This window comes from Methanomicrobiales archaeon, from assembly GCA_030019205.1.
GTDB lineage: Archaea > Halobacteriota > Methanomicrobia > Methanomicrobiales > JACTUA01 > JASEFH01.
Map to the genome: position 1 here is coordinate 20,176 of JASEFH010000015.1, position 13,651 is coordinate 33,826.

The 13,651-nt window shown below is 64.8% G+C and carries 10 protein-coding genes; 6 read left to right on the forward strand and 4 right to left on the reverse strand.

The annotated features are described in order from the left end of the window. Positions 1–5 precede the first annotated feature (5 nt). Complete coding sequence (gene atwA / locus QMC96_08940) at positions 6–1,616, reverse strand: methyl coenzyme M reductase system, component A2 (GenBank protein ID MDI6876880.1); 1,611 nt, start codon at positions 1,614–1,616, stop codon at positions 6–8. Between the two features lie 71 nt (positions 1,617–1,687). Next, positions 1,688–2,503, reverse strand: coding sequence for an HAD-IC family P-type ATPase (locus QMC96_08945; GenBank protein MDI6876881.1), 816 nt, complete (start codon positions 2,501–2,503; stop codon positions 1,688–1,690). A gap of 285 nt (positions 2,504–2,788) precedes the next feature. On the opposite strand from QMC96_08945, the gene QMC96_08950 reads away from it, so the two are divergent. Together QMC96_08950 and dapF are read left to right on the forward strand one after the other, a co-directional pair. Further along, a complete protein-coding gene (locus tag QMC96_08950) occupies positions 2,789–3,808 on the forward strand; it encodes a ribose 1,5-bisphosphate isomerase (protein MDI6876882.1) in 1,020 nt (339 codons plus the stop codon). Positions 3,809–3,925: 117 nt separating this feature from the next. Beyond that, positions 3,926–4,747, forward strand: a complete 822-nt coding sequence (gene dapF, locus QMC96_08955) for a diaminopimelate epimerase (protein ID MDI6876883.1) — start codon at positions 3,926–3,928, stop codon at positions 4,745–4,747. Here dapF and radB read toward each other — a convergent pair. Both radB and larC read right to left on the reverse strand, forming a co-directional pair. Continuing rightward, on the reverse strand, positions 4,734–5,402 hold the full coding sequence (radB, locus tag QMC96_08960; GenBank protein MDI6876884.1) for a DNA repair and recombination protein RadB: 669 nt from the start codon (positions 5,400–5,402) through the stop codon (positions 4,734–4,736). The two genes, dapF and radB, sit on opposite strands and share 14 nt — an antisense overlap. Further along, the gene (gene larC, locus QMC96_08965) at positions 5,399–6,586 is read right to left on the reverse strand and encodes a nickel pincer cofactor biosynthesis protein LarC (protein MDI6876885.1); all 1,188 of its coding nucleotides are present in this window, start codon (positions 6,584–6,586) and stop codon (positions 5,399–5,401) included. The genes radB and larC overlap by 4 nt, the downstream gene beginning before the upstream one ends. Before the next feature lie 46 nt (positions 6,587–6,632). On the opposite strand from larC, the gene QMC96_08970 reads away from it, so the two are divergent. The 4 genes from QMC96_08970 to QMC96_08985 all read left to right on the forward strand — a co-directional run bounded on the left by QMC96_08970 (position 6,633) and on the right by QMC96_08985 (position 13,648). After that, complete coding sequence (locus tag QMC96_08970; GenBank protein ID MDI6876886.1) at positions 6,633–9,050, forward strand: CDC48 family AAA ATPase; 2,418 nt, start codon at positions 6,633–6,635, stop codon at positions 9,048–9,050. A gap of 1,065 nt (positions 9,051–10,115) precedes the next feature. After that, entirely contained in the window at positions 10,116–11,663 is a 1,548-nt protein-coding gene (locus QMC96_08975; GenBank protein MDI6876887.1) for a class I adenylate-forming enzyme family protein, read from the forward strand. Continuing rightward, positions 11,660–12,208, forward strand: a complete 549-nt coding sequence (locus QMC96_08980; protein MDI6876888.1) for a hypothetical protein — start codon at positions 11,660–11,662, stop codon at positions 12,206–12,208. The genes QMC96_08975 and QMC96_08980 overlap by 4 nt, the downstream gene beginning before the upstream one ends. Then, entirely contained in the window at positions 12,209–13,648 is a 1,440-nt protein-coding gene (locus QMC96_08985; GenBank protein ID MDI6876889.1) for an ATP-binding cassette domain-containing protein, read from the forward strand. Positions 13,649–13,651 lie beyond the last annotated feature (3 nt).

Sequence of the window (13,651 nt, forward strand, 5' to 3'; positions counted from 1 at the left end):
TCACCTCAGGGGGCAGCCTTTCCCATGACCATGCGCTCCTCTTCGGTGAGACTCTCCAGCACCTCCGCCGTAGGCCCGATCTTGATGATCCGCCCCCCCCGCATCAGGGCGATCCGGTCACATATGTCCTTTACGAACTCCATGTCGTGCGAGACGACGATGAACGTCTCGTCCGTCTCGTCCCGCGCGGTGATGATGGAGTGTTTCACGTCGATCTTGGTGATGGGGTCCATGGTGCCGGTCGGTTCGTCCAGGATCACCATGCGGGGTTCGCGGATCAGCACCTGGGCGAGGGCCACGCGGTGCCGCTCCCCCTCCGAGAGCTGGCCCGGGTAGCGGTCCAGGATCTCGCGGCTCTTCTCCTCGGAGAAGCCGGCCATGCGCAGCGTGAGCACGGCCTTGCGCACCGCCAGTTCCTTGGGGAACTCGAGCCCGATCGCGTCGGTGAGGTTGTCGAGCACGGTGCGGTGGGGGTAGAGGTCGTACTCCTGGTGCAGCAGCCCGATATACTCCTTCGCCCGCCCCCGCTGGTCGATCCCCGGCTTGGTCATGTCGATCCAGGTGTCCCCGATGCGGATGTTCATCTCCCCGCTCGTCGGCTCGATGATCCCCGCCATGATCCGGGAGAGCGTCGTCTTGCCCGCACCGCTCTTCCCGATAATCCCGAAGATCTCCTTCTCCGCAACCTCGAAGCTGACCCCATTGACGGCTTTCACCACGCCACGGTCCACGGAAAGGTAACGCTTCACCACATCCCGTCCGATGAGGATCTTCGTGCCGAACTTCGCCGCGTCGTACTCCTCAACCTCCGGGAGTCCGGACATGAACTGCCCGATCACTTCTGCCGGCGGCCCGATCTCGATCATCTCCCCGTCCGCCAGGAGGAGCGCCCGGTCTGCGACCGTCTCGATCACCTGCGGGAAGTGGGACGTGATCACCATCCCCATATGGTTCTTGCTCGTCGCTTCGAGGAGAGTCTCGTGCACCAGACTCGCCGTCTCCGGATCGAGCGTTCCCGTGGGCTCGTCGGCGAAGAGCATGATCGGCTCTTTGGCGAGCTGGCGGGCGAGCACCACCCGCTGCTTCTCCCCGCCGGAGAGGTCCCGGGCGATGTGCATCATGCGGTGAGAGAGCCGGACCTCGTCCAGCAGGTCGGCAGCCCGATTGATCGCTTTCTCCTCCGGGTAGTTGACGTCGTCCAGCGCCCGCAGCACGTTCTCGATCACCCGGTCGTTGCCGTAGAGGGCGAACGTCCGCTGGAACATGATGGCGGTGCGGCGCATGATCCGGCGCTTCATCGCCTCGCTCTTCCCGCCCCAGAAGTCCACGTCGACCGCCTTCAGCGTGCCGGGGCATTTCGGGCAGGGCTTCCCCGCCATACTCGGCATATCCAGGTAGCTGCAGGCATCGCATGCGGCGACATGGTAGATGATCCTCCCGCTGGTGGGAGGCTGGTCGACCCCCCGCATGAGGTGCATCAGCACCGTCTTTCCTGCACCGCTCCTGCCGATGACGCCAAATATTTCACCCTCCGCCACCTCAAAACTGATATTCTTTAGTGCCTTTTTTCCGTTAAAATGCATGGAGAGGTTCTCAACCGTAATGAAAGGGACCATGGCTCTTCCTCGTTACCTATTGTCTCATATGTGTAATATTACCATTATATATTAAAACGATACGAGCAGCATCAACCGGGGCAGAGTTTTCTCACGATCTCGACCACGTCCGACACCCTCTGGATGATGTAGTCGGCAGATCGGTAGAGTTCATCCGGTTTTCTCCAGCACCGCTGCTGTTCGGACAGGATGGCGACATCCGCTTTCTCCATCGCAGGGAGATCGTTGATGCCATCCCCCACCATCACCACCGTATCGAACTCCCGTTTCAGATCCTCGACGATCTGCGCCTTGATCTGCGGCGTCGCGGTGCCGTAGACCCGGTCGATGGGAACTCCCAGATGCTCTGCAATCCGTTCCAGCTTCTCCCCCCGATCGCCGGAGGCGATGTAGGTCGCGACACCCAGCTTCTGCAGGGCATGAATGGTATCCATCGCCCCCCTGAATGGCCTCCCGCCGGAGGTGACGGTGAACTCGATACCCTTCAACTCAAAGTTGACGATGGCGCCGCTGTCCATCATCACGATGGCCTCCCGTTTGCACTGCGCCCAGACCGCACGGATGCAGTCCTGGATGTCTCGAACTGTCGCGTGGCGGTCGTTGTAGAGGACATCGCCGACGTCTTCGGATACGACGACCCTGCGGGCACAGGCAATCCCGAAGCCGATCCGATTCTCGGTCAGATACTCCGAGAGGAGTTTCGCGGGCGGCGTTTCCATGATTTCGCGGGAGTGGACGTGGAGCACGACGAGCACCCGATGGATGGAACTGTAGGTGAGGATCGTCGTCTCGGCATCGAGATGGATCTTCTGGGATCTCACGTCTTTCACCGCACGGTACGTGCGGAGCAACGTTCCAGCGCTGTCGAACACCACCGCGATTGCCATCGCATCTCACCCTCAAGCAGACTGCGGCACGCCTCTCCGACCGCAGGTGTACTTCCGCCCCCACCTGTCGGCACAGTTGTACACTGCAGATAAAAATTGGTATGCCATCGTAATAAGTCATTTGCCCATCGGGAATTCGCTGGATGCGGCTGTTCTCGCGGTGGACCGGCATCCGCCGGAGAGCGGTAGCCGATCCAGCCCGGCCGCCCCGTGGACTCCGCCGAAGTTCACCGGGCGAGGGAAGGGCACTAGTATTATGGATGCCGCCGCTCCATTCCTGTTGGTATGCGCAGGAGAGATACGGGGAACGCAGGAGGCACCCCCGCATCCGCGCGGGTCGGGAGCCCCCTGGAGGAGACGGCGGAGAAGATCCGGCGGATGGAGATCCGCGGGGCGGGACGGATTGCACGGGCAGCGGCGGATGCGTTGCGGGTGCATGCGGAGACCGTCGATGCCCGCAGCCTGGAGGCGTTCCGGGAGGAGATGGAGGCGGCAGCCCAGAGGCTGGTCTCCACGCGGCCGACGGCGGTCTCCCTGCCGAACGCGGTTCACATCGTGATGGCGCCCCTCGACCAGGCCGGAGACGTCGAGGAGGCCCGCCGCGGCATCATCGAGCGTTCGGTGCGGTTCGTCGAGTCCTCCCTCTCGGCGGTCGAGCGGATCGGGGAAATTGGAGCCCAGCACATCCAGGACGGCGACGTCCTCATGACCCACTGCAACTCCGAGGCGGCGCTCGCCTGCATCTGCGGAGCGCACCGCCAGGGAAAGGAGATCGAGGTCTATGCCACAGAGGTTCGGCCCGGGAACCAGGGGAGGATCACCATCCAGTGGCTGAACGATGCCGGGATCCGGACCAACTACATCGTGGACTCGGCGGTCCGCTACTTCATCAACAAAGTCGACAAGGTCTTCGTGGGCGCGGATGCCATCGCCGTCAACGGCGCCGTCGTCAACAAGATCGGAACCTCGCAGGTCGCGCTCGCCGCCCACGAGGCACGCACCAACTTCATCGTTGCCGCCGAGACTTTCAAGTTCGCCCCGCGAACCATCTTCGGGGAGCTCGTGGAGATCGAGGAAAGGAGCGGGGGCGAGATCCTGCCGCCGGAGGTTGCTGCCGCTCTCCCCCACGTGCGTGTTCGCAACCCGGTCTTCGATGTGACGCCGGCCGCCTACGTGGACTTCATCATCACCGAACAGGGGGCGATCCCGCCCACCCTGGCGTTCATCATCCTGCGGGAGTACCTGGGCTGGAGCGTCGAGGAATTCCATAAGGAATTTTTGATCGACCATCGAAACCCGGTATGATGCGGCACTGTCCGGCCAGATCGTCCCCGCAGCCGGCTCATCAGCCGAGGGCAGTGAGTCGTCCGGGAGCCGGAGCGCCGCGGATAGACGTTCGAACTGTTCAAGGAGAAACGAGGCATGGACATACAGTTCACCAAACTGCAGGGCAACGGCAATGACTTCATCCTGATCGACGAGCGCGAGGGAGAGGTGATCCCCGATGAGATGAAGGGAAAGTTCGCCCTGCTCTACTGCGACCGAAGATTCGGTGTGGGTGCCGATGGGGTGATCTATCTCCAGAAGTCCGAATCGGCGGACATCCGCATGCGCCTCTTCCAGCCGGACGAGAGCGAGGCGGAGATGTGCGGCAACGGAATCCGCTGCCTGGCGAAGTACGCCTTCGACAACGAGTACGTCAAAGAGAAGTGCACGGTCGAGACGCCGGCCGGGCGGATTGGGGTGCAGATGTGGTACTCGGAGGAGGGGGAGTTCTGGGCGCGGGTGCAGCTGAACCGTCCCGCGTTCCAGCGGCCCGAGATTCCCGCCACGGGCGAGGGGGAGTACCGGGAGGAGATCAACAACCTCACCGTGCATGCGGTCAATACCGGCGTTCCCCATGCCGTCGTCTTCGTGGACGAGATTGGGGCGGTGGACATCGGCGCGGTCGCGCCGCCCATCCGGAACCATCCCACGTTTCCCCGCGGCGCCAACGTGAACTTCGTCGAACGGGGTGAGGGGGATACGTTGCGGCTGCGTACGTTCGAGAGAGGTGTCGAGGCGGAGACCACCAGCTGCGGCACCGGCGCCGCCGCCGCGGCGGCGATCGCCCACAGGCTCGGCCTGGTTGGCGATACGGTCCCCGTGGAGACGACGGGAGGGCCGCTCGTGATCCGCATCGGGGATACTCTCGAACTGGAGGGGCCGGCCTATACGGTCTACTCCGGATTCATACCCTGCTGATGCCCTCCCCCGTGATCACGAAGTCAAAATAGGTCCCTTCGGGCAGGGAGCGGTGCTTGACCAGCACCGCCCTCCGGAACCCATCCCGCTTCTCGATGCGGACGATCGTCTTGGAAAGGTGGAGGAGCGCAGTCCCCCCGAGGCCGCGGAACTCTTCAGTGTCCACGTCTATGTACACCTGGTTGGTGATCAGCACAGGCAGGTCGTACTTCTTTGCCAGCCCGAGGAGGTGGATCATCTGGCGAGCGAGCTTCCGCTGGGCGTCCCGGGTCTCTCCCAGCTCCGTGCGGTAGAGAGCTGTGGCCGAGTCGACGACGATCAGCCCCACAGTCCCCCGGCGGAGGAGCGTCTCGCTCTCGGCGATCATCAGACCCTGGCGGTCGAAGTCCGCAGGTTCGTAGATGAAGAGGTTCCCGGCGAGCTCTTCCGCATCCTCCCCGGCGATCTGCCGGAACCGTTCAACGGAGAACCCCTCGGTATCGAAGAAGATCACTCCCTTTCCGCTCTTCAAGGCGGCGACCGCGGCGATGATGCAGATCGTGCTCTTCCCGGATCCCGGCTCCCCGTAGACCTGCGTCAGGGACCGCCGTTCGAGTCCCCCTCCCAGGAGATCATCCAGCGCCTCCACCCCCATCGGCATCCTCTCCGCGTTCATCGAATCTGCTCCTCGCCCAGTTTCTCACGGGCAGCCGTTTCTGCTTCCCGCATCACGTCCCGGATGGGCAAGTGCAGCTCCTCTGCCCACCTCCGCACCTGTTCGAACTCCGGTTTGAGGCTGACGAGCCGATCCCGCATGTAACTGCACTTCACGTCGACCGAAAAATCCCGCCCCTGCAGACGCAGGGCGACCGGTTCGATCGTCCTCCTCGTGATCAGGCGGTGGACAGCGGTGCTGCAGCGGATCCCGAGGGTGCCGAGCTCTTCTGCCAGGATCTCCGCCAGCCGCAGCGTGTCCGGGGGCAACGAGATCACCCGCACCAGAAACCCGATCCGCCCCTTCTTCATCATCAGCGGCACCGCGCTCGCATCCCGCGCCCCCGCGTCCATCAGGCGGGAGAGGGTGTGGGAGAGCACCTCGCCGCTTACGTCGTCCACGTTGGTCTCCAGCACGTCCACGCAATCGCGTTCGAAGGCGCTGTCGGTATCCACGATCATCGCCCGGAGGACGTTGGGGATCCCCGGTGTATCCCGCCTTCCGGCTCCGTAACCGACCGCCCGGATGCGGAGGGGGCCGTGCGGTGGTTCCAGGCTGGAGAACTCCGAGAGAAGCGCTGCACCGGTGGGCGTGCAGAGCTCGCCGTCCGTGGATCTGCCCGCTCTCACCTGCAATCCCGACCGCTGCAGGATGGCAGCCGTCGCCGGAGCCGGCACGGGCACCGCCCCGTGGCTACCGGAGATCTCACCGCCTCCCAGCAGGATGGGAAGGACGGCGACCCCGTCGACCCGCAGTGAGTGGAGGGCAGTGCAGGCGCCCAGGACGTCTGCGATCGCGTCGTCCGCGCCCACCTCGTGGAAGTGGGGCCGCTCCCCGTGAATGCTGGCTTCGGCCTCGTGCAGCCGCAGGAACACTCTCCGGGCCATGGCGACGGCGGGCGGCGGTGCCCTTGCCTCATTCACCCGGGCGAGCACCTCCGCAAGAGAGCGAGACGTCGCCGTGGCATGGGTGGAGATCAGTATACTCCGGATGCCGCCCCGCTCCACCTCCTCCACGGTCGGCTCCGCCACTACCGACCGCATTGCCTCGATCACCAGGGATCGGTCCGCTCCGAGTGCGAGCAGCGCTGCGGTCACCATGTCGCCGGCGGCGCCGTGAAAGGGGTCGAACAGAAGAATCCGCATACCTGAACAGTACCTATAAATCCCTTCGTATATGACCATTAGGGTAATGCCTGAGACATACCTGAAAGTGGACAGCGCCTATCCCGAGGATCAGGGCGGTGGCAAGGCCCGCCTCGACCCGGACACCATGCTGCAGCTCCGCATCTCCCCCGGCAATATTGTCTTCATCGAGGGGAAGCGGAGGACGGTGGCCAAGGTCTGGCGATCCATGGTGAGCGACTGGCAGCAGGGGAAGGTGCGCATCGACAACTTTACGCGGGCGAACGCCGGGACCAGCATCGGGGACCGGGTGCGGGTCGCCCCCGTCGGGGAGGAGGTCGAGGCGAGACGGGTGGTCCTGGCCCCGCCCGAGGATCTGCCGCGTCAGCTCCCCATCAACTATAACACCGCGGTGAACCGCCTGATCGATTTCCCCATCATGAAGAACGACACCGTGCCCATCCAGGCCGGCCTGCCCTTCATGCAGCCCCAGCTGGTCGCGTTCAAGGCGGTCGTCGTGGAGCCCGAGAATGCGGTGATCATCACGAAGAACACCCGGATCGAGTTCTCCGAGAAGCCGGCCGTCGGGTTCGAGGGGGTGAAGAGGCTCTCCTACGAGGATATCGGTGGCTTGAAAGACGAACTCCAGCGGGTGCGGGAGACGATCGAACTTCCCATGCGCCACCCCGAACTCTTCCGGAAACTCGGGATCGATCCGCCGAAGGGCGTGCTCCTCTACGGCCCGCCGGGTACGGGCAAGACTCTGATCGCGAAGGCGGTGGCGAGCGAGAGCGGCGCCCACTTCATCTCCATCGCCGGGCCCGAGGTGATATCCAAGTACTACGGCGAGAGCGAGCAGCGGCTCCGCGAGGTCTTCGAGGAGGCCCGCCAGAACGCTCCCTCCATCATCTTCATCGACGAGCTGGACAGCATCGCACCCCGCCGCGAGGAGGTGACGGGCGAGGTGGAGCGCCGCGTGGTCGCCCAGCTGCTGACGATGATGGACGGGCTGCAGGAGCGGGGGCAGGTGGTCGTGATCGGCGCCACGAACCGGGTGGATGCCATCGACCCGGCGCTCCGCCGCCCGGGACGGTTCGATCGCGAGATCGAGATCACAGTCCCGAACGAGAACGACAGGAGAGAGATCCTGCGTATCCATACCCGCGGCATGCCCCTGGCCGAAGACGTGGATCTGGAGAGGCTTGCCCAGCAGACCCACGGTTTCGTGGGCGCCGATCTTGCGGCTCTCGCCCGGGAGGGGGCGATCCGTGCCCTGCGCAGGTATCTCCCGGATATCGACCTCGACGAAGAGGAGATACCGCCCGAGATCCTGGAGGAGATGCAGGTGAAGAACAGCGACTTCCGGGAGGCGCAACGGGACGTGGGGCCGAGCGCGATGCGGGAGGTCCTGCTCGAAGTGCCCCACACCTCCTGGGAGGAGGTCGGGGGGCTGGAATCTGCCAAGCAGGAGGTGCGGGAGGCGGTGGAGTATCCCCTCACCCAGCGCGAGCGGTTCGAGGACCTGGGGATCGATCCGCCGAAGGGCGTGCTCCTCTACGGCCCGCCGGGCACGGGCAAGACTCTGATCGCCCGGGCGGTGGCGACCGAGAGCGGGGCGAACTTCATCCCGGTGCGGGGGCCCCAGCTCCTGTCGAAGTGGGTGGGGGAGAGCGAACGTGCGGTGCGCGAGGTCTTCAAGCGGGCCCGGCAGGTCGCTCCGGCGATCATCTTCTTCGACGAGCTGGACGCCCTCGCACCCGCCCGCGGCACGGTGAGCGAGTCGCATGTGCTGGAGAGCGTCCTGAACCAGATCCTGACCGAGATGGACGGTCTGATGGAGCTCCGCTCGGTGGCGGTGATGGGCGCGACAAACCGCCCGGATATCGTGGACCCGGCACTCCTCCGCCCCGGGCGGTTCGACCGCCTGGTCTACGTCGGCGAACCGGACGAGGAGGGGCGGCGGAGCATCCTGCGCATTCACATCCGCTACATGCCCATCGCGGGTTCTGCGATCGAGGCGATCGTCGATCGCACCGATGGCTGGGACGAGGGTCAGCTGGAGAGCCTCTTCGAACGTCTGGGGACCGACCGCCCGGTCACACCCGAAGAGATCGTGAAGGCAATCGAAGGCATACCCGCCGGATCCGGCGAGGGGATGCGGCGGGGTCAGCGCCGCCGGAAGATCGTCGACCAGCTCCATGCCCAGCGGCTGCAGCTCGAGGATCCCGTCCGCGACGCCCTGATCGCCTCGGTCGCCTCCCGAACGCCGGGGTATGTGGGTTCGGATCTGGAGACGCTGGCCCGGGAGGCCGGCATGTTCGCGATGCGGGACGGTTCTCCCGCCGTCGAAGCGCGGCACTTCGAGGAGGCGGCAAAGAAGGTGCATCCCACCATGAACGACCGCCTGCGGGAGAGCTACAGCCGCTTCCAGGAGTTCTTCAAGGGCGGTCTGCCGCAGAAGGACCAGCCGATCGAGTACCAGTAAAGGGGGCGAGAAGGGGGCGCTCCCTCCCTTCGTGCGATAGGGGGGACAGAGGGAAAGCAGGATGCCGCCGGGATGCAGTCGTCCGGCAACGGCATTCGGATCGGTCCCGAGCTGCGATCCTCGTTCCCGATGGGAGGTGAGACAACGCCTCCGGATCCTGCTGGAGCTGTGCATGCGCGTGATGCTCTCTAACAGGCTCTGTCGAAATCCTCATCGAGAGCGTGGTGACGGCTCTCCGAAGCTCTCCGGGAACGGGCCTCGCCACCCCCCGCCCCATCGTTCGATAGAGAGGCTCCTCCATGGTACTCTTCGCCCGGGCCTGTCGCACGATTTCTCTCCCGTCGGCGAGGGGAGGTGGCAGGATATCGATGGGTTCTCCGCGGAAGCGGTGCAGATGTTCACCGGAGAGCTTTGCAACGAGCCCTGTGTTATCGAATATCCCCGATGCGCGGGATCTGATGTCTGCCGGAGGAGATAGACATGGCACAGGCCACGGTGTCCGTCCGATCGTGCCATTGCTGCCGCTCCGGCCGATCTCATCCTCCGGGCTTCGCACTGCAGAGGGGCAGGGGGACGGAGGAAGGCGCCCTCCTTGGTGCGATTTGGCCTGAACGGTGACCGAAGGGTGGATAATCCTCCGGCGCGGCCGCTATCATCGTAAACTCCGGTGAACATTCCAGAGCCGGGCCTGTCTTCACCGGCGGGACGGGGGAGAGGGGGAGTTGTGCGCCCCCTGTAACCCATCCCCCATCCGTGCTATACGTCCTCACCGGAGTCCTCTTCTCAGATTATCCTCCATACCCCGGGTTCGCCCAATCTCGTCGCAAGGGGGCATGACCGCCGGACGGCGACCGATATGGGCGGACCACCACACCGCCATCACCGAGCCCGATGTACATACCTGCTTCAGAGTGGAATGACCGAGACCTCAATCGGATCCGCGGCCCCCTGATCGCATCGCCTCCCCCCGGCCAGGTGAAGGCATTGTAGTGCAATAAGCAATGAATTTATACACAAATGAACAATTAAATACATCACGGTGCACTAATAATCTGGAGCCCTGACATGCCGAACATCTCCACCTTCCTGGATGTCAATGCACGCTACACCAAGAGGCCCGTCCTCATTTATCCCGCCCGCAACGAGTCGTATACCTTCTCCGACCTGCTCTCCCGCACGAACGCGCTGGCAAACGCCCTTCTTGCCGCCGGTATCGGCAGGGGCGACCGCATCTGCATCTACCTGGACAACTGCCCCGAGCACCTCATCGCGTACCTGGCCTCCTGGCGGATCGGCGCCGTGGCGGTCCCCGCGAACCGTGCCTACCGCGAGGCAGAGCTGCTGCACGCTGTCTCGGACTCCGCTGCACGGGCGGTCGTCACCGACGCGGCAGGGGAGCAGGCGATCCGGGAGATTCGCGAGAAGGTTCCCGCGCTCTCCGCCATCATCTCGAGCGGCTCCCCCTGCGCCGGCGCCCTCTCCCTCGCGGAGATCTTCGCCGGCCCGGACCGGCTCCCTGCCGCCGACTGCAGGTTCGATGACCTCTGCCAGCTGCAGTATACCGCCGGCACTACGGGGAAGCCCAAGGGTGCGATGCTCACCCACGGCAACTGGATGGCAGCGCTGGACGCCGAGCGGGAGGTCCTCTCCCTCACCGCGGAGGACACCTACCTGGGCATCTACCCCCTGGGCCATGTCGGGTTCTCCTGGGGGCTCGCCGCCCTGAAGAGCGGCGCCCGTTTCGTCATGATGGACCGCTACGAACCGGAGCGTTACCTCTCCCTCGCGGAGGAGTACGGGGTGACCGTGCTCTCCGCCATGCCGCCCGTGCTCCACACCCTGCTCTCCAGCCCGCCCGGCACCGAAGAGCGCCTCGCGACGGTGCGGGTGGCGATCAGCGGCGGCGGCCCCCTCCTGCCGAGCATCTGGGAGGGCTTCGACCGCCGCTACCGCATCCGCATCGCGAACGCCTACGGCCTCTCCGAGACGATCGTGGTCGGGTCGGCAACCTGCGTCCTCCCGCAGCACTACGAGATGCACCGGGGGTACCGCAGCGTGGGCGCTCCCGTCGGCTACGCGGAGATCCGTATCGTCGATGAGAGCGACCCGCAGCGGGAGCTGCCCCCGCATTCGGTAGGGGAGATCGCCGTGCGGGGGCCTGCCGTTGCGAAGGGCTACTGGAACCTGCCGGCAGCGACTGCCGAGGTCTTTCTCCCCGGCGGCTGGTTCCTGACGGGCGATCTCGGCTATCTCGACAGGGACGGCATCCTCTATGTCACAGATCGCAAGAAGGACATGATAAACATGTCCGGCTGGAAGATCTACCCTGCCGAGGTGGAGAACGTCCTGATCCAGCACCCGGCGATCCGGGATGCGGCGGTCTTCGGCCGACCGGACGTGCGGCGGGGTGAGAGCCCGGTGGCCGCCGTCGTGCTCAGGGAGGGTCGGAGTCTCGACTACGAGGAACTCGCCCGCTTCTGCCGCGAGAGGCTGGCCGGTTACAAGGTGCCCCGCGGGATGGTCGTCCTCCCCGAGCTGCCTCGGGTGAACGGCTGGAAGCTGCTCCGCAGGGAACTGCGGGAGAAGTTCGATAACGGAGTTGAACGGGTATGAAGTCACGAGATATTGCTGTCATCGGAATTCTGCTGGGTGTTGGAGCGATACTGCGGTTCTTCCTGGCGATGCTGCACACGCCGCTCACCCCAAACATGGTGATCGCCTTCTACTGCCTGGCGATCATCCTGGTACAGCCGAAAGTCCACGAAGCGGTCGGGATCGGCATCGTCGCCGGGCTGCTCTCCATGCTGATCTCCAGCTCGATTTTCCCGCCGGCGAACCTGATCAGCGAACCCATCGGCGCCCTGGTCTGCCTGGGTGTCTGCGCGGCCTTCCGGGGCCTGCCCCGTATCGCCCCGATGGCCACCACGTTCGTGGCCACGCTCGCCAGTGGGTTCTCCTTCGCTGCCATCGCGTTCATCGCCGTTGCGGCCAGCATCTTCGCGAAGTTCGGAACCGTCAATGGTTTTGTCATGGTCTTCGTGCCGATCGTGGTGATCACCGCGGTTTTCAACGCGATCGTCGTGGAGTTTCTCTACATCCCTTCGAGCCGCGCGCTCCAGCGGGCTCCAGCCGCGAAGAACATCGGAAAGGGAACCTGAATGATCCAGCTCGAAGGAGTCCACTATACCTATCCGCTCAAGACGGAGAAGGCGCTCCGAGATATCACCCTGACCTGCGAACCCGGTCGGTGCGTCATGGTCGCCGGGCCATCCGGATCGGGCAAGACAACCCTCTGCCTGGCGGCGGGCGGTATCCTCCGCCACGAGTTCGGAGGCACGCTCGAAGGGACGGTATCGATCGCGGGCACAGACATCGCGACCTACCGCAGCCTCCCGGAGATAGCGGCCACTGTCGGGATCGCCTTCGACGATCCGGAGGCCCAGCTCATCTTCACCACCGTCGAGGAGGAGATTCTTTCGGCCCTGGAAGGGCGGGGGCTCGATCCCGCCGAGGCCGAGGAGCGGCTCGAGGCGATTCTCGCCATGACCGATCTCACACACCTCCGCGACCGCGCTCCGCACGCCCTTTCGGGCGGCCAGAAGCAGCGTGTGGTGCTCGCCGCCACCCTCGCCCTCGGCACGGATATCCTCATCCTGGACGAACCGACTACGGAGCTCGACGAGCAGGGAATCCGCTCGATTCTCGGGATTCTCAAATCCGCAAAGGCGCAGGGCAGGACGATTCTCCTGACCGATCACGGGATCGACGGGCTGCGGGAGGTCGTCGATACTCTCGTCGTCCTGGAGGGGGGGCGGATTACGGCAGCCGGCCCGCCGCACGCCGTGCTGCGGGAGGAACGGGCGAAGGATATCCTCTCCCGGGATTATTCCGGACTGAACTCCCGCGCCATTCCGAGACCTGCAGCGGATGGTGCACCCGTCATCGAGGTCCGCGGACTCGCCCACCGCTACGGCGGCATTCCCGCTCTCCGGGGTGTGGATCTCGCCATCCGCTCCGGGGAGTTCGTGGCGATCGTGGGCGAGAACGGCTCTGGAAAGACCACGCTTCTGAAGCACTTCAACGGCCTTCTGAAGCCGGATTCGGGGCATGTGACCGTTCTTGGCAGAGACACCCGGTTTGCCGCGGTATCGGAACTTGCCCGTCACGTGGGGCTCGTCTTCCAGAACCCCGATCACATGTTCTTCCAGGAGACGGTCCGGGACGAGATCGCGTTCGGGTCGCTCAACCTGGGCATCCCGGACCCGGAATCGGTGGTCGACGAAGTGCTCCTGCAGATGCGGCTGCAGGACGTCCAGCACATCTACCCCCGCTGGCTCTCCCGCGGCGAGCGCCAGCGGCTGGCCATAGGCTGCATACTCGCCATGCAGCCGTCCATCATCGCCCTCGACGAACCCACCACGGGGCTGGACGGGCGGGAGACTCGGGGGATCCTGGAGATCCTGAAGGGGCTCCAGCGCGACGGCCGCACGATCGTCGCCGTCACCCACAACCGCAACATCGCGACGCAGTGCGCCGACCGCGTCGTCACCATGGAGCGGGGGATGGTGATATCCGACGTCACCGTGCGGGGAGAGTGACGT